This window comes from Bacillus sp. JJ1562, assembly GCF_036962705.1.
Classification (GTDB): Bacteria; Bacillota; Bacilli; order Bacillales; family Bacillaceae_L; genus Ferdinandcohnia.
The window spans coordinates 1-17,259 of the sequence record NZ_JBALOQ010000072.1; the positions used below are offsets into that span (position 1 = coordinate 1).

Consider the following 17,259-nt stretch of genomic DNA (forward strand, 5'->3'; position numbering starts at 1 on the left):
ATACATAGGTAAAAGTCTATTGTTAAAAAGAGGTCTAAAAAAGGAAATATGACCAATCTGAAAAGAAAACATATCTTGTTCGAATAAGTATCCTTGAATTACATAACTTTTATTATCTTGAAATGATATTTCCCAAAAAACTTATGGATAATATACTCTCATTGATTGAGAGTGTGCTAATTCCTTGGTTTGATTCCCAGAATACGATGAAAAAGATTAAATTCCAAAACTTTATTTTAATAAAGAGAAAAGATCTGAATGGGTAAATATTAATGGCGGATTTTATTAATATTCATGACAAAAAAGGTCCGTCAATTCTATTTCAAAATGATTTAACGATTCCAATAGCTCATTGCCTAATGCTTGCAGTCAATAAGCTTCCTTTCAAGAAACTAAAAAATCAATTTAGATTGAGGACGAAATTAGTAAAAATAGTAAATAAAGTTGTGGATGACTAATTGATAGTTTGCTTTGCATTTTTAAAATTATGTATTTCTATTTATAATATGTAGTATACGCTGTGTTTTGCAAAATAGTGCAGAGTTTTCAATGAAAAAATTACGCTGCAACTTTACATGGAGAAGTGGGCATGCTAGCCTTCATGGCATAGCCAAGCCTTATGTCTACTGGCTTCGTGGCTAAAGGAGCATTTCCATAGAGGCTCCGTGTCAAGTTGCAATAATCTGTATGAGCAATTGCAACTGTGTGTGTTTTTTCTCTGCAAAATACAAGTATACGCGGTATGAAAAATGAAGGGAAAAATATTCATCTATTTTTAAGATTTTTCACATCCAAATCATTTAACACAAATATTACACAACACCATTACTAAATCTTATAAACTCAATAACTATTAAACATTTTCAACCCCGGCCACCAGTATCAATTAAATAGTACTTTATAACGACGTTTTCAACAAAGACGTCGTTTTTTACGTATTTTTATCGTATTGAGACCCCCACACCCCCACTGGAAATAACAAATAGTTTACTAAAATACTATTTTAATGATAATATTTAATTAATCATTATTTCGCTTAATCTTATTTTAAGAGCGGGGGACCCAAATTTTTTATGCGGATTATTTCCGCTATCGGTGAATTCTTATCAAAGAAGGGGCTTAAAGTTTCCCTTAGTCCTAACCTGAAAGCTAACCTCGTAAGCATTTTAGAGGAAACGAAAGCGATAGACTAGTAAAGCACACTAGCCTTTTTTTGTGTTTTTATCGTATTCATTTGTTTCCCTTACCTAAACATTAGGTTTATACAAAACATCAAGAGGGTGAGGTAATTTATGAAAAAGTTTAAATTAAGTTTAGCAACTCAAATTTTTATCGGTCTTGTATTAGGTATTATCGTCGGTGGGATTTTCTATGGAAATCCAACTGCACAAAGTTTCTTACAGCCGTTCGGTGATCTATTTATCCGACTCATTAAAATGATTGTTGTCCCAATCGTTCTTTCTAGTATCATCGTTGCGATTGCTGGCGTTGGTGATATTAAATCTGTTGGTAAGTTAGGTGCTAAATCGCTGACTTATTTTATCGGAATGACATTAATTGCGATTGCAATCGGTCTTATTTCTGCCAATATTTTTCAGCCTGGTGCTGGTCTAAATATGGACAAGCTAGAGCAAAGTGATATCTCTGGTTATGTCAATACATCTGAGGAACAAGAAGGCAAATCGATTACCGACACATTGCTTCATATTGTTCCGACCAATCCACTTCAAGCGATGGTTGAAGGCGATATGCTAGCAATCATCTTCTTTGCAGTCGTATTCGGTCTAGGTATTGCAGCGATTGGTGAAAAAGGGAAACCAGCTTTACGTTTCTTTGAAGGTATGGCAAATGCCATGTTCTATGTTACGAACTTATTTATGAAGTATGCCCCAATTGGTGTTTTTGCATTAATCGGTGTAACGATTTCTAAATATGGTTTCGCATCCCTTATTCCACTAGGTAAGCTAGCTCTTACTGTTTATGGAACAATGATTTTCTTTGTTATTGTTGTTTTAGGCTTGTTAGCAAAATTCATTGGGCTCAATATCTTTAAATTATTGAAGATGATCAAAGAAGAGCTCATTTTAGCTTTTTCAACAGCAAGCTCGGAAACCGTACTTCCAAAAATTATGGACAAGATGGAGAAAGCCGGAAGTCCAAAACATATTGCAACTTTCGTTATTCCAACAGGCTACTCGTTTAATTTAGATGGTTCTGTTTTATATCAAGCAATAGCATCATTATTTATTGCTCAAATGTACGGCATTCATCTCAGCATTTGGGAACAAATTACACTAATGTTAGTCTTGATGGTCACATCTAAAGGAATGGCAGGAGTACCTGGTGTATCCTTTGTGGTGCTATTAGCGACATTTAGTACAATTGGTTTACCTGCTGAAGGGTTAGCATTTATTGCTGGTATTGACCGTATTCTAGATATGGGACGTACTGCCGTTAACGTGGTAGGAAATTCATTAGCAGCGCTCGTTGTTGCGAAATGGGAAGGTAAATTTAACCCTCCTGTAGAAGTTAAAAGTATGCAAGAAGCTTCATAAAAAGCTGATATATTAAGACTCTCAACTCGTCATGTTGAGGGTCTTTTTTTTGTTTAGCCTTAAAAAGTTATATTCCGGTATGGATGGAAATGGTACTATTGTCATAAAGAGCTAATAAAATGAAAAGGAGACTTGACACGGAACTTGAAACCATAACCCACCGCACGATGGGAAACTACTTTACCCAGGCTCAAAATGATTTCGCAAAATTTATTCGATCTACTCCAGAAGAAAACGATCGAACAGATCTCTTCAAACATACCTCAGCATCAATTGGGAACCTACCTAGGATGACAACAGAGTCATTAAGTAGAATTAAAAAGCGAATTCAATTAACAACTTTCCTTAACTATATCCAGCTTAACTTAAGTCAATTCTGCATTTTCTTTTTACAACTACAATATTAAAAAAGGTTTAAAAGGAGGACAGACAGTGAAAGCAATTATCTCTGAAAGCTATGGATCACCAGATACACTTAAACTTAGTGAGGTCGCTACACCCACACCTAAGCAAAATCAAGTATTAGTAAGAGTTCATGCGTCATCGATTAATTTTGGAAATCTTGTTTTATTAACAGGCAAACCATTGCCAGCCCGGTTAGCATTTGGGTTTAGGAAACCGAAATACCCTATTCCTGGTGGAGACATGGCTGGAATCGTCGAGGCTATAGGTGAGGATGTTACCCAATTTCTGGTGGGAGATGAAGTGTATGGAGACTTATCTAGCAGTGGCTGGGGTGCGTTTGCGGAATATGTAGTTGTCGATGAAAAAGCTTTGGCTTTAAAACCTAATAATGTTTCATTTACCGAAGCAGCAGCCGTGCCGATGGCAGCTACCACAGCTTTACAAGCTATAAGGGATAAAGGGAAGGTAAAGGCTGGACAGGAAGTACTGATTCATGGTGCTTCAGGTGGTGTGGGAACATTTGCCGTTCAAATTGCGAAGGCTTTTGGTGCTGAGGTGACGGCTGTGGTGAGTACGAGAAACGTTGACATCGTAAGGTCACTTGGCGCTGATCATGTTATTGATTATAAAAAAGAAGACATTAAGAGCTATGATCAGACCTATGATTTGATTCTCGGGGTGAATGGAGGTCAATCCATCTCAACCTATAAAGGAAAGCTTAAAGAGGATGGGATATTTGTTCATGTTGGTGGTACAGAACAACGTCAAATGTTTCAAACAATGACACTAGGATCTTGGTTTTCAATGATTGGAAAAAAGAAATTTATCACCTTCTTGCAGAGGGCGAACCAAAAAGATTTAGTGTTTATGAAAGAGCTTATTGAGGAAGGAAAAGTAAAGCCAGTTATTGATAGTACCTATTCCTTAAGTGAGGTTCCAAATGCATTTCAATATTTTGAACAAGGACATTCACAGGGGAAAGTTGTAATAACAATCTAATAAAAAAGTATACGTTATCCAATACATGATTGGTTGATTTCATATCCTAGTAATAATCGAAGTATCGTGCAGGCGGGAGGAAACAATATGCTTAATTTAAACCCTGAGCAATTTATCTTAAAACCAACGTTTGCGACAATTACCTGTGAACCTAACTGGCAATGGAAACGAAAGGTACCCATTCCTAACTATGATTTGCTATATGTTTGGAGTGGGGAAGGGAATTTAGTTTTAAACGGGAAGGTTTATTCTATAAAAAAAGGAAGCTGTTTCTTATTCCTACCAGGCGATTGGGTCACGGCCACCCATAATCCTCAGAATCCACTCAAGTTAACATACATCCATTTTGATTTAGAGAATCTACCAGCTTTATTACCGGCTTCTTATCGGATGATGCAAGATGCAATCGCTTTTGAGTCTCTTTTAACAAGATATGTTCGTTTATTTTTAATCAAAACGTTTGGGGCAGAAACGGAAGCAAAGCTAATCCTTAAACAATTAATGATCCTGCTATTGCGGGAGGAGCATCAGGTCAACGAACAAGTAGAACCAGCACAACATTCTCTTTTGTCCGCTATTAGGGAAGTGGCAAATTACGTGCAACAACACCCTGGCAAAGAACATACGGTTGAAAGCTTAGCAGCTCGTGCAAGCTTTTCACCCCGTTACTTCTCACTAAAATTTAAGGAAATTATCGGTCAGCCTATCAAGTCCTATATTGTGGAGGCTCGTATCAAAAGAGCGGAGCATTTACTGCATTATACGGGAATGACAGTTACAGAAGTGGCTGATGCATTAGGCTATCGTAATCTCCATTTTTTTAGTCGGCAGTTTAAAAAGTATACGGGCAAAAGTCCGTCTGAAATCCGCTAAGTACGAGATTAACAAAGTCATTTATGAATAACAACCTCAGTACCGATGCGAACCCTAGATGATAGATCTAGAACATCATGATTAAACATTCTAATACATCCATGTGAGACACTCTTACCGATTGAAGCGGGGTTATTTGTTCCGTGTATACCGTAATGAGGTCTTGATAATCCCATCCACAGCACTCCAAAGGGTCCTCCGGGATTAGGATGTTTATTGATAATCGTGTATGTCGAAGAAGGCGTTGGTGTTACTATTTTTCCAATTGCAACTGGGTAAGTTTTTATCAGCCTGTTTCCATCAAATAGTTTTAATTGATGATGTACTGTAGATATGTTAATCCATTTCGCCATGTCGATCAACTCCATTTTTTAATTAGTGTATGAAGTAACCTAGGCAATTGTTAATTAACAGAAGTTGATTGAACAGTTAATGAGAAAAGAAAGCAAAACTGCTTAATGACAGTTCGACCATCATATGTAGTAAAAGCGCATCCGCTTGTTCAACTAAAGGGGCAGGTTAGTGGATGAAGTAGAGCTAAAATAAGGTTATATTATACCTTGTTTTAGGTTTTTAAAATGAAGAAACCAGTTGGAGTTCAATCATTATATCTGTTTTTCTTAATAGAATATAAAAAAAGGAGTAAAATCAAAACTAAATAATATAAAAACAACAAGGTAGGTTGAATTTGATGGGAAGTCAAGTACGTTCAGTTCCTCGTCCGCTTGTGCGAACAAATCAGTGGTTTATTGTGGTGTCTGTATTGTTTACCTGGATAACTAAGCAAGAATGGATCCTTGGTATTCCTTTCTTAGCAGGTTTAATGGGTTTATTTTTTGGATTTAATCCTGTAATGCGTTTAGCTAAGCTGTTTTTTAGAAAACACCCATCACAATATATTCCAGAGGAATGGGATCAGCAGCAATTCAAACAGACAATTGCGGTAATTTGTCTTGCTGGGGGATTAATAAGTTTTCTAATGAATTGGACCCTTTTAGGCTATGTCTTCACCATTATGGTTGCTGCATCTGCATTTATTGCAATTTTAGGTTTTTGTGTTGGTTGCTATATAAGATTTCATTGGAAACAATACCGATACAAAAGATCTTTAAATAAATAATAAATAAATGTGATGGTTGAGACAGGAAATGTTGTTCATTTTCTGTCCTTTTTGAATAATTAGAAAAAAAGATGCAATTGTTAAAGATCACTAGCTGCTTTTTTGAAATTTTTTTGCTTGTTCAACTAACGAGGCAGATTACTTTAATAAAAATGCCGATTACAAATAAATAATTAGTAAATTAACAGTTTACTAGGGGAATAATGGTGAAATTTTTGTGAATTTGGTTGTATTATTAACAAAACATATAATCACGATGTTAAAATAAACATTGTTTAGTAATAAGAAAAGAAAAAGATTTTAATAATAAATTCAATAGATATTTTTGGGGGTTATCCAATGCCAAATTGGTTACATAATACACTATATATCCTTTTAATAATAGTAAGTATGGGATGTATTTCTAGTGGAATTGAATGGAAATCTAACAAAAAGGCTGAAAATAACTAAGCTATTAATGTAGTGATCTCCAATTGAGATGAAGAAGTTGGAAAAAGTTCTTTTTACAGAACTATTGGGCATTCATTTTAAAGTGATTATAGCTTTGTAAAAAAGAATGTTTATTTCGAAAAAGTTTATCATTAAGAAACATTTCAACAAACAAGTGGCGATTGCTCGACAAGGGCAGTCGCTTCTTTTGCTAGCGGGTGCTTTCCTAAAAGAAGGAGAAGCATCTTTTTTTGTAGAAGTTATTGTACTAATGATGAAGGAAAGTTGATTATAAAATGTTGATTTTTATTTAGTTAAAATGAAATAGGATGGTGATTAAACATAATGAAAAAACATACTAAGTTTGGGAAGGTAATTGGTTGGTTAGGATTTTTATTTTTTATATCAGGATTTTTCTTTTTTAGTGAGAGTGGTGTTTCGGCAGGAGATATTCCAGAAGTCTTCTATTCTTTTTCCTTACCTTCAATCATAATAGGGATAATCCTAATCGCTATGTCTAATTTTTTTAAAAACAAGAACGTTTAGTTGTTTTTTATTTAGTTTATCTTCAACTACCATGAAAGAACGGAATTACCTTTCATTTTCTGTGGTGAAACTCTGCTACATGGATGGCTAACGGGTGCGTTGATCCAAGAAGGATTAATGCACTTTTTTGTTGAATTTCTTATTGAACAAACGGGGTAGTTTACTTCAATAAGAATGAGATTCTATTTACTAATCTTTATCGTTCGTTATTTAATTGTTTTACGAAGGGGTGATAGATTTGGGGTATATAATTCATGAAGTATTTCATTTTCTAGTCGGTGCTAGTTTAGCTTACATTTTAGTCGTTAAGGATATCGGAAGAATCGGAAAACGTACACTCATATTATTTTTTGGTGGAATAACAGCAATATCACCGGATATAACAAAGCTTTTTGGTGATATTTTAGGCCATTCTATTTGGCTTGTAACAGTGTTTGGTCTTGTGTTTGCGTTAGTTTTTCACTTCCTTCAAAAAGACGTTTCTTTCTTTAAATCTTGGGGAATATTCTCGTTGATTGTACTGGTCGGTCATATTTTTATTGATTATATAGGAAATGGTGTAGCATTTCTTTATCCAATAACACATAAAGAGTATTCTTTGAGTATTATTACACGAACCGATGAATTTGTATTATATACACTTTTATTTGTGGTATTGATAGGGTTGTTTTATCGGAAAGGGAAAATGATTATTCTAACAGGAATGATAATTATTAGTTTATATCTTTGCGGTTTAACAGTTTCAAAATTTCACCTTGAAAACACATTAAAGACACAATATGAAGGTGAGGATATCAACTTGTTATTATCATTTCGAAGTCGTAATTTTTTAGAGTGGAATTTTATGGTGAGAACAGATAAGGTTTGGGTGAGTGGTTATTCACCTATTTTAAATCAAGAAATACATATTGAATCGGAGAGAGAAGTGGATGAATAAGTGTTTAGTGTTAGCCTTATTGAACAAACGGGTGCTTTTCTAAAAGAAGGAAAAGTGCCTTATTTGTTGAATTTATTGAACTAACGATGCAGTTGAGTGGAAAATAATAATAGAATTTGAAGGGGGATAAAGTCGGAATGAAAATAAAAATATTATTTTTTCTTTTAGTGTTCGGCATTGGATTTTCATTTTACTATTTTTATGAATATAAAATTGAAAATGATAAAGAAGCTATCCAATCAAGTTTAAAGGTTTGGCTAAATAGAGGGTATAGTATGGAAGTTTATGAACCTAATATACTAAAAGTGGTACAACTTGATGATTCAAAATCATATGTATCATTATTTCAATTCCATGAAGGGTATGGATACGCTCACCTTGTTGAAGGAATAAATGGTAAGTTGAAAATAGTTACGAGTAGTCATGGCGGGAGTTTAATTAATAATCGGTTAATAGAAACAAGTGATGGTAAGTACAGAGTTTTGTATGGGAAAAACCCTAATTTGAAAATTAACACTATTTTAATCAATTCAAGAAATAAGATACATGACCTTAAATTGAACATGCCTGATGACGAATCATTACTTATATACGAAAAAGTACCTGACCATTTTGAGAACCCTCTTCCTGATGAATTTATACTATTAGATGGAAACGATAATGAAATTGAATTAGTCCATTACTTCAACTAACGGGTAGCGTTGATCTAAGAACGATTAACCACCTTTTTTGTTGAATCCCTTATTGAACAAACGGGGCAGGTTAGTAAAATATTAAATGATTAAACCATTTAGGTAAGGAGGTTATTGAGATGGATATGTTTATACCAATTGGCTTAGGATTTGTTATAAATTTATTAGTTTTTATTATCTCTAAGAGTCTAAAACAAACTAATAATAGGTCATTACTAATATGCTTGTTTGCCTTTTTAGCAGTTCTTCTAACATCCCTTATCATTGGTTCTTGGTTGGGAATGGGCATAGGCGTAATCAGTTCAGGTATGCTAATTTTCGTGATTTTGATTGGGCTTGTTATCGCAATTACTCCTCGTAAAAAATAGTATAAGATATTCAACTAACGGGTAGCTTTCCTTAAAGAAGGAGAAGTGCCTTTTTTTGTAGAAGTATCTGTACTATCGAAGCAGGATAGCGAAAGTAAATATTTATAAAAAATTAAAAGGAGTGAGGAAATAGTGAGTGTCCTTTTTCGTGTAGAATTATATGTTAAAGAAATAGAAAAATCTATAAAATTTTATAAGGACATAATTGGATTAGAACTATATGGTAGGAATGAACGATCTGCACGTTTTAATTATGGTTGTTTTTCTCTACTGCTTACTTCAGATGCCATCTTAGATGCCAATCGCTTTTTTAAGGAAAAAGCCAAAAGCATGGTTAAAGGAAACGGATTTGAGTTCATTATTGTTGTAGATAAATTAGAAAAAGTGTATCAAAGATGCCTTGATTCCAATTATCCGATAGAAGTTGAAGTGGAGAAATACCCTTGGGATATGAGAGGGTTTAAGATTGCAGACCCAGATAGATATTTTCTTAGAATTACTTCTGAATGATATATGTGAAAAATTGTACTTAAACTAACGGGTGTATTGATCCAAGAAGGATTAATGCACTTTTTTATTGAAGTTATTTTACTAACGGGGCAGATTAGTTGAAGATTGATGTTTAACTTGTGTTCAACAATCGGGCGATTTAATTGAATCGCACTTTAAAGAAAATTGGATATGTATGATTGAGCTTAGAAGAGACTGTGAAGTTTTTTACTTAAAGTAACGGGCAACGATTCTTCAATCAAAAGGATCGTTTTTTCTTATTAAACAAACATTCCTTTTCTTTTTCTATGGGAATCCTAAGTTTTAAGTACTATTTAATGAATTCAAGACCATAAACTAGGAACAAGGGGGTGAAAACGAATGACTATTCATGTTGTCCAAAATGGGGACTCCTTATGGCGAATTGCAAATCGATATCAGGTTCCGGTCTCTACTATTATAGAAGTGAATGGTTTGCCTTCTGCAAATGCCATCATACCTGGTCTTGCGCTTTACATTCCGGATGAAGCGATTGTTCAGTTAAGACCTTATCTGGTCAAAGCAGGAGATACGCTTTTTCAGCTGGCCAATCGTTTTAATACCACGATAGAAGCTATATTACAGGCAAATCCAAGGATAAATCCGAATCAATTATATATTGGCCAAAGGCTCCAGATTCCAACACCGTTGAAACCCAAAATAGAAACGCTGGGATTTGTTATTCCGTACACACCACAATCCACCTTACCTACTCTTCGGACTTTATCAAATTCGCTTACGTATGTGGCAGTCGTATCTTATTCGTTCACCACACAAGGCTATGTCTATTTGTTATTAGATGATACAGAGGTCGTTAAGGAAAGCAACCGGCTGGGTGTCACACCTCTTTTAATGATACGTAACTTTACATCTGAGGGTTTTGAAGCTGAATTAGCTGGGAACGTACTTGCTAATCCAGTTTATCGGAAAAATTTCATAGATAGTTTATTACGGTTTGTTAATGAAAAAGAATATGGCGGAGTTTCACTGGATATTGAATTTATTCCGCCTGCACGTAGGAGAGAGTTTAATTTACTTTTGAACGAATTAAAAGCTGCTCTTGGTCAGCGCATTCTACATGTTAATGTACATGCAAAAACAGAAGACCTGCCAACGAATCGGATCGTAGGAGCCTATGACTATCAGGCAATAGGAGAGATTGCAGACGTGGTAGCTGTTATGACAATTGATTATGGATATCCAGGCGGTCCGCCCGATCCGGTAGCCCCGTTGTGGTGGATGTACCAGGTTGTCAGGTATGCAACGAGTTTGATTGATTCCCGTAAGGTACAAATTGCTTTTCCTTTGTATGGATATGATTGGAGAGTAAGCGATAATACGACAACGGCTTTATCAGTAAATGGTGCACAAAACTTGGCAATCTCAGCTAACACAGTGATACAATTTGATCAGGATGCTGCCTCACCATGGTATCGATATTGGAAGGGAATGGAAGAACATATTGTTTGGTTTGAAGATATTAGGAGTTATCAGGAAAAATACAATTTAGTCGATGAATATCAATTGTTAGGTGTAACGTACTGGCATTTGAACCTATCAGCACCGCAGAATTGGGTTTATTTAAATAATCATTTTGTTGTTACATAGAGCAACCGGATCTGGGTTGTTTTTTTTTATTCCGCAATCGGGCCAGCTTATTAAAGAATGGATTGTACCTTTACTATCAAAAATTTACAATTAATCGCGATGAACCGTAGCATAAGTAAATGAGGTTTCTATAAATGAATAATAGCAGTGTCCTAAAAAGAAGAGGTACCAATAAACTGAACAGCGCCCCGAATAGTAGACACTTTAGAAAAGTGGACCTATTCGGGGCTCAGTTCAAACTTTGGCATCTCTTCTTTTTATTTCCATTGGTTAATGAAATTTGAGTTTAGTATACTTTGCAAAAGTACCCCAATTTTCTATCTTATTAAACTGAGGATATATTGATATAAAGTGAACTATTATTGGAGAATTATTCAACTCAGGATGTGAAATGAAAAATCTACTATCTCCATATCTGATTGCTTTCAAGGCAAGTGGTAATTCACGTCTAAATATGTCATTTCGTTTTGCTGCAACAGTCTGATTAAATTGTCCATCTACATCCAAATATACATTATATACATAGCAACCTCTAATTTTAGTCCACTCACCAAGTACCTGATCTCTCATAGGGTTAATTTTATCACGGGCAAATCTTAATCCAATTGTCAAAAAAAGGTCTGCAGTAATATCCGAATGGGTCAGTGTGTAGCGCCTATGGATTATAGGTTCTGTAGAGGTAATTCCATCTCTAAACTCAACATAAAGTTTATCGGGGTTTAAAATGCTCAAGCAACCACTTCCCAATACTTTTTTCTTGATATTTATTATGTTTATTAATCATTTATACTTGGATATTTGCTTGTGTCATCTAATGAGGGGGTTTCGTAACAAAAACCTCATATTAAATCATAAGTAAATAAGGTTTCTGAACTTTAATTAAAAGAAGTAAAAAATAGTAAAGATATGTGAGATGACCGCCTTTAGAGGTCATCTTTCTTTTTAAGGAATATTTATCCCTGAGATTCTTATCCCAATGAAGAAAGGTATTATTACCATTAACAAAACCAAATTAGTCCGGATTGGAGTCCGGACCCATTTCGGTTTTATTTGAATTATTTTTGATCCCATAAATAGTTTACAACAGCATCATATTCTTTTTCCGACAATGACCCTGGAGAAGACTTTGGCATATTCTTTGATACAAACGCATTGAGCTCATCCTTAGACTTGAAATCACTATGGATTTTGGTTGCATCAAGCTTCGCCTGTCCACCGGTTATGTCCCCTGAGCTATGGCATGTAATACAGCTTTCTTGGAATACCTCTTCACCTGCAAGTGTAGTAGCTGGTGATTCTGACTCCTTAGATGTATCTTTCTCCCCTTGGTCATCACTGCATGCACCTAGTAGTCCAATCAATAAAACACAAAACGCAAACCATAAAATTTTCTTCAAGCTACCACCTCAACTCAATTAATATTTATAAATTTTTTTAATAGGGAGAAGTATGTATAATTCCATTGGCTAGATGTATATCCTTTGTAGGATGATCCCTAAGTCTATCGTATTTTGAAAATTAGGAAAATATACTATTTGCAAAATATATAATTGGGGTAAAGTGGGTAATATCATTTTCTTGTAAAGACGCAGAGGCTGTTTTATGATTAGGACTAATTTTATATATGATTTCTTTAGTTCTATAAATCTTTTGTACCACAAAGTAATTCACGAGGTACTAAAAATATGTTCGGAAGATGTATGCAACTATGCTTACTACAGACAAGTATTATCTTAACGGATAAGGGCCAATTACTTAAAGAAATTATCCATGATATGAAAGTATGGGATCACGATGGGGATAAACCTTTATTAGAACCTTATTTAGATGCGTGCTACGATGAACCGTATCATAGGTAAATAAGGTTTTTATCAATCACCCTATCCTTCCAAAAGGAGAGAAACTGATTTGCAATTCCAATCGTAATTTAATTAAATTAATATGTATCGAAAAAATATATAAGAGGAGGTCTTCATTTGAAGGCACTTGTGTTTAATAAATTCGGAGGACCTGAAGTACTAGAATATCTTGAAATTGCGGATCCGGTTATCGGGCCTGATGAAATATTAGTAAGGATGAAAGCAATTGGATTGAATTTTGCAGATATTTATAGAAGAAAAGGGAACTATCATCTTGCTGGCAATCCCCCGTTTATTTTAGGGTATGAAGGGGCGGGAGTCGTTGAAAAGACGGGAGCTAATGTTCAAGGAATCAGCGTTGGCGACCCTGTTGCATTTGCCGATGTCCCATATGCTAACGCGGAGCTAGTGGCTGTTCCGGTGGAAAAGGCAATTCCTCTTCCAGAGACCATTTCATTTGAAGAGGCGGCTTCAGTTTTGCTGCAAGGCTTGACTGCCCAATATTTAACAAAAGATAGTTATGCGGTTAAAGAGAATGATATCATTCTGGTTCATGCGGCAGCAGGGGGCGTTGGACAGCTGCTAGTCCAAATGGCAAAGCTTCTCGGTGGAAGGGTCATTGGTTTAACCTCCTCTATGGAGAAGGCGTCCGCAGCTAAGAAAGCTGGAGTGGATCAGGTTTTCTTGTACTCGGATGATTGGAAGAGGAAGGTTTTAGAGGAAACAAACGGAAAAGGTGTGGATGTAGTCTATGACTCAGTAGGTTCCACGCTCGAAGACAGTTTTGCAGCAACTCGCATTGGGGGAACGGTTGTATTTTTTGGAATGGCAGGGGGAGACCCTGCTCCAGTTGACCCAAGAATGTTGATGGATACTTCAAAGACTTTGACTGGAGGGGATCTTTGGAATTTCCTTACTTCCCGTGAGGAAAGGGCAGTCCGTTCAGATGAGTTGTTCCGCTGGATAGAAGAGGGGAAAGTAACGGTATCTGAACCTGTGGTATTTCCACTGCGAGATGGCTGCAAAGCGCATCGTTTTTTAGAAAGCCGCAAAAGCACGGGGAAAATCTTATTAATACCATAAAATGATATGTCCTGACTGTTCAGGTAGAGGATTTTTTTATCTGGTTTTGAATCTTTTAATGTCCTTGAATGTGATACTTGTAAGGGAACAGGAAAGCGCTAAGGAAATTATAAGAACATAGAGCAATAATGGGCTGTTAAGATAAGGGGTGCAATTTCTGAATAGAAATACGCTCACTCTTTATGTAATAGGCTATTTAATGACTAAAGTACTTAAAGAAAAGTGGAATATTTAGCGGCATTCAAAGAAAAACTTAAATGACATTGCTTTCTCGCCAGTAATTTTCACAGGAGGTAATAAAAATGGCATTCACATCCAAAAATATCTTTATCAATCTATCTGTAAAAGACGTGAACAAGTCCACCAATTTTTTCAAGGAGCTTGGATTTGAGTTCAACCCACAATTCTCCGATGAGACCACATCATGTATGATCATCAGTGAGAATATCTTTGCTATGATAATGAATGAGGAACGTTTCAAAGGATTTAGTAAGAAGGAAATTGTGGATACTACTAGTTCTGCCGAAGCAATTCTCAGCTTTTCAGCTGAAAGTAGGGATCAAGTGGATGATTTAATAAATAAGGCATTGTCATCTGGTGGTAAAACTTTTAGTGATCCCCAAGATCATGGGTTTATGTATATAAGGGGATTTCAGGATTTAGACGGTCATTTATGGGAAGTTGCTTATATCGATGAAAGTGCAATTAATCAAGAATAAACTTTAAGGTTTTAAGTCATCCAGTCTAATATTCTAAGGGAGGATGCCATAAAATGTATCATCTTTTTATTTATCTTTTATCAGAATAAAAAAATGTGAAGTAACGGGTTAAAGTTAAATGGGCTGGACTTGAATAAGATTTAGGCAAGGATCTTCAACAAACGGCGCTTTCTTTAATTATGAAGGCGTCTTTTTATAATCACACTGATTCTGAAGCAACACATTTAAATTGAAGTTAGGTGTTGTAGAAGAGATTGTGAATTAATTTACTTCACTATAGGGTAGCGTTGATCTAAGAAGAAGGGATTAACGCTATTTTTATAGAATTTTTTGAACTAACGATGCAGAAGAGTTAAAGAAGAACGAATATGAAAAAGCCTGTATCAACTTGATAATGTAGATGCAGGCTTTTTCATAGATATGATTCACTCTTTTTTATATTTTTCAAGTAAATTTGCTTTTTGTTTTTGCTTTAACCAAAAATCTGGTGGTTGATAGCTAATTAGAGAATAATCAAGTTCAGCTCCATTCGTTGCTAATTGAGTATCGATTGCGGTAATCCAAGAAGGATAATCGTTTATCTTTGTTGAAATTATTCTACTAACGATGCAGTTTTGTTTAAGTAGTAGCAAATTATTAATTCTAGAGGAGATAAATATTAATTATGTGGGAAAATTTATTTGGCATCTTCATCGTGATGTTAATACTGTTTTTTTGCTTTTTATTAATGTATTGGGGTTTCCACAAATATATAAAACAACAATAAGGCCAAAAGTAATTAAAGATAAAGAGTTAAGAAGGGAAATAGAATCATTAAAACAATGTGTAGAGTTACTTGAAAGGAAATTGGCTAATAAATAAATATATCTGGAAGTGTGAGAACAATTGTAAGAATATTTTTCTTCCACTAACAGGTAGCGATAGCTGAGAAAAGCTGTCGCTTCTTCAACGATTGAAGCAGGTTTAGTGGAAAAGCGGGTAATATAATACGTTTAAAAAAATAAATAATCAATATAAATAGAACAATGGGGGATATGAATGAGAGGGTATATTAAACTTTTATTACTTTTTATCTTTTTGGTTGGTATCACTCTCGGTTGTAGCAATAAATCCGTCAAATCTAATAGTCCCGAAAACACTACTTGGTTAATGAAATTAGCAATAGATAATGATGATTATGTTAGTTTTAACTCATTGTTTTCTGATGGAAGAAAAGGGAGTATTTCTGAAAGTGATTTCAAAGAACTAAAAAATATTTCAACAGCACGTGCTGGTTACATAAGGTATGAGTTAGTAAACTTTGAGAACGGAGAAATGCTGTTGGTAAGGCTTGCGCCACCTGATGGAAACAATGAAATTGAAATAGAAGATGTGATTATAGTTCCAGACGGTATGAAAGAATTATTCAATGATTAGAATTTGTTATTAACTATAGGGTGCAAGAGTTGAAGAACGGAGCGGTCATATTTGGCGGCTTTTCTTATTGTGCTAACGGGGAAGTTTAAAGAAAGTAGCTATCTGAATTTTCTAATGTAATGTATAAATGAATAGGATATTACGATTTTATAGGGGGATATTTATGGCTTTAAAATATAAATGTTTAATCTTAGACCACGATGATACAGCAGTAAAAAGCACACCAAATATACATTATCCATCATTTGTAGAGGCTCTTAAATACTTGCGACCAAATGATAAACCTATTACTTTTGAAGATTTTGTTAGATACTGTTTCAATCCAGGTTTTTCTCCTTTATGTAAAGACATCATTAAATTCACAGAGGAAGAGCAAAAACATCAGCAAGTAGTATGGAAAAAATATACCGAATCAACTGTACCAGACTTCTATGAACTGTTTGCAGAGACAATTCAAGAATTTAAAAAACAAGGTGGAATTGTGACGGTTGTTTCTCATTCTGAGAGAAACCGAATTGAAAGAGATTATTCTATTCATTGTGGATTTGTGCCAGACGCAATCTTTGGATGGGAACTTCCTGAACAGCAGAGAAAACCACATCCATATCCAATTAAGGAAATTTTAAAACGCTTTAATCTTCAAGAAACTGAAGCACTAATGTTGGATGACCTAAAGCCTGGATTGGAGATGGCGAGAAGTTGTAATGTAGATTTTGCCGCTGCTGGCTGGTCACACAGTATTCCTGAAATTAAGCAGCAGATGAAATCAGAATCGAAATATTACTTTGAAACAGTAGAAGAATTCAATCGTTTAGCATTGAGTAAATAACAATGAGCATTTATTCAAGTAACGGGTTCAAGAGTTGAAGATCAGAGCTGTCACGAGGGAAGCTTTTTCTTGTTGTACTAACGGGGCAGGTTAGTGCAATAAGCAATATGACAATAGATAAGAAGGGGAATATAATTGCACTAATACTTTAAGAAGGACTTTTCCTCTTTTTATAGAATGAGATAGAATAAGACCGACAAGCTAGTGAGGAGCTTAAATATAAATCAATTTTAAAGGAGAAACAAATGAAATGGTGGAAGTTATTTCTAATGTGCTTGCTTACTATTTTTTTA

General features: G+C 34.9%; 19 protein-coding genes and 1 riboswitch. Of the genes, 15 read left to right on the forward strand and 4 right to left on the reverse strand.

The features are described from left to right. The first annotated feature begins 1,023 nt into the window (after positions 1 to 1,023). Positions 1,024 to 1,179: riboswitch (cyclic di-AMP (ydaO/yuaA leader) on the forward strand. Positions 1,180 to 1,292: 113 nt separating this feature from the next. From V7097_RS25325 to V7097_RS25340, 4 genes are all read left to right on the forward strand, one after another. Further along, complete coding sequence (locus V7097_RS25325) at positions 1,293 to 2,555, forward strand: cation:dicarboxylate symporter family transporter (protein WP_335706411.1); 1,263 nt, start codon at positions 1,293 to 1,295, stop codon at positions 2,553 to 2,555. Positions 2,556 to 2,674: 119 nt separating this feature from the next. Further along, on the forward strand, positions 2,675 to 2,962 hold the full coding sequence (locus tag V7097_RS25330; RefSeq protein WP_335706412.1) for a hypothetical protein: 288 nt from the start codon (positions 2,675 to 2,677) through the stop codon (positions 2,960 to 2,962). A gap of 25 nt (positions 2,963 to 2,987) precedes the next feature. After that, entirely contained in the window at positions 2,988 to 3,959 is a 972-nt protein-coding gene (locus tag V7097_RS25335; RefSeq protein ID WP_335706413.1) for an NAD(P)-dependent alcohol dehydrogenase, read from the forward strand. An 87-nt stretch (positions 3,960 to 4,046) separates the two neighbouring features. After that, a complete protein-coding gene (locus V7097_RS25340) occupies positions 4,047 to 4,832 on the forward strand; it encodes an AraC family transcriptional regulator (protein ID WP_335706414.1) in 786 nt (261 codons plus the stop codon). Between the two features lie 17 nt (positions 4,833 to 4,849). Here the strand turns inward: V7097_RS25340 and V7097_RS25345 are convergent, their stop codons facing one another. Next, entirely contained in the window at positions 4,850 to 5,185 is a 336-nt protein-coding gene (locus V7097_RS25345) for a L,D-transpeptidase (RefSeq protein ID WP_335706415.1), read from the reverse strand. Positions 5,186 to 5,523: 338 nt separating this feature from the next. Between V7097_RS25345 and V7097_RS25350 the strand changes: the two genes are divergently transcribed. From V7097_RS25350 to V7097_RS25380, 7 genes are all read left to right on the forward strand, one after another. Continuing rightward, a complete protein-coding gene (locus V7097_RS25350; protein ID WP_335706416.1) occupies positions 5,524 to 5,952 on the forward strand; it encodes a DUF4395 domain-containing protein in 429 nt (142 codons plus the stop codon). 774 nt (positions 5,953 to 6,726) lie between these two features. Further along, positions 6,727 to 6,927, forward strand: a complete 201-nt coding sequence (locus tag V7097_RS25355) for a hypothetical protein (protein ID WP_335706417.1) — start codon at positions 6,727 to 6,729, stop codon at positions 6,925 to 6,927. Between the two features lie 238 nt (positions 6,928 to 7,165). Continuing rightward, on the forward strand, positions 7,166 to 7,864 hold the full coding sequence (locus V7097_RS25360; RefSeq protein ID WP_335706418.1) for a metal-dependent hydrolase: 699 nt from the start codon (positions 7,166 to 7,168) through the stop codon (positions 7,862 to 7,864). A 137-nt stretch (positions 7,865 to 8,001) separates the two neighbouring features. Further along, positions 8,002 to 8,556, forward strand: coding sequence for a hypothetical protein (locus V7097_RS25365; RefSeq protein WP_335706419.1), 555 nt, complete (start codon positions 8,002 to 8,004; stop codon positions 8,554 to 8,556). A 119-nt stretch (positions 8,557 to 8,675) separates the two neighbouring features. Beyond that, positions 8,676 to 8,924: a hypothetical protein gene (locus V7097_RS25370; protein ID WP_335706420.1), complete on the forward strand. Its 249-nt coding sequence runs from the start codon at positions 8,676 to 8,678 to the stop codon at positions 8,922 to 8,924. 132 nt (positions 8,925 to 9,056) lie between these two features. Continuing rightward, the gene (locus tag V7097_RS25375; protein ID WP_335706421.1) at positions 9,057 to 9,434 is read left to right on the forward strand and encodes a VOC family protein; all 378 of its coding nucleotides are present in this window, start codon (positions 9,057 to 9,059) and stop codon (positions 9,432 to 9,434) included. A 360-nt stretch (positions 9,435 to 9,794) separates the two neighbouring features. Next, positions 9,795 to 11,060, forward strand: a complete 1,266-nt coding sequence (locus tag V7097_RS25380; RefSeq protein ID WP_335706422.1) for a LysM peptidoglycan-binding domain-containing protein — start codon at positions 9,795 to 9,797, stop codon at positions 11,058 to 11,060. 270 nt (positions 11,061 to 11,330) lie between these two features. On the opposite strand, the gene V7097_RS25385 is transcribed toward V7097_RS25380, so the two are convergent. Next, entirely contained in the window at positions 11,331 to 11,792 is a 462-nt protein-coding gene (locus V7097_RS25385; RefSeq protein ID WP_335706423.1) for a staygreen family protein, read from the reverse strand. A 323-nt stretch (positions 11,793 to 12,115) separates the two neighbouring features. Beyond that, complete coding sequence (locus tag V7097_RS25390) at positions 12,116 to 12,457, reverse strand: c-type cytochrome (protein WP_335706424.1); 342 nt, start codon at positions 12,455 to 12,457, stop codon at positions 12,116 to 12,118. Positions 12,458 to 13,036: 579 nt separating this feature from the next. On the opposite strand from V7097_RS25390, the gene V7097_RS25395 reads away from it, so the two are divergent. Beyond that, complete coding sequence (locus V7097_RS25395) at positions 13,037 to 14,002, forward strand: quinone oxidoreductase family protein (RefSeq protein WP_335706425.1); 966 nt, start codon at positions 13,037 to 13,039, stop codon at positions 14,000 to 14,002. Between the two features lie 302 nt (positions 14,003 to 14,304). Then, positions 14,305 to 14,721: a VOC family protein gene (locus V7097_RS25400; protein WP_335706426.1), complete on the forward strand. Its 417-nt coding sequence runs from the start codon at positions 14,305 to 14,307 to the stop codon at positions 14,719 to 14,721. 425 nt (positions 14,722 to 15,146) lie between these two features. On the opposite strand, the gene V7097_RS25405 is transcribed toward V7097_RS25400, so the two are convergent. Beyond that, positions 15,147 to 15,353 carry a hypothetical protein gene (locus tag V7097_RS25405; protein ID WP_335706427.1) on the reverse strand — a complete coding sequence of 69 codons (207 nt, stop codon included), beginning with the start codon at positions 15,351 to 15,353 and terminating at the stop codon, positions 15,147 to 15,149. Positions 15,354 to 15,759: 406 nt separating this feature from the next. On the opposite strand from V7097_RS25405, the gene V7097_RS25410 reads away from it, so the two are divergent. Further along, the gene (locus V7097_RS25410) at positions 15,760 to 16,137 is read left to right on the forward strand and encodes a hypothetical protein (RefSeq protein WP_335706428.1); all 378 of its coding nucleotides are present in this window, start codon (positions 15,760 to 15,762) and stop codon (positions 16,135 to 16,137) included. A gap of 163 nt (positions 16,138 to 16,300) precedes the next feature. After that, on the forward strand, positions 16,301 to 16,966 hold the full coding sequence (locus V7097_RS25415; protein ID WP_335706429.1) for an HAD family hydrolase: 666 nt from the start codon (positions 16,301 to 16,303) through the stop codon (positions 16,964 to 16,966). The last annotated feature ends 293 nt before the right edge of the window (positions 16,967 to 17,259 follow it).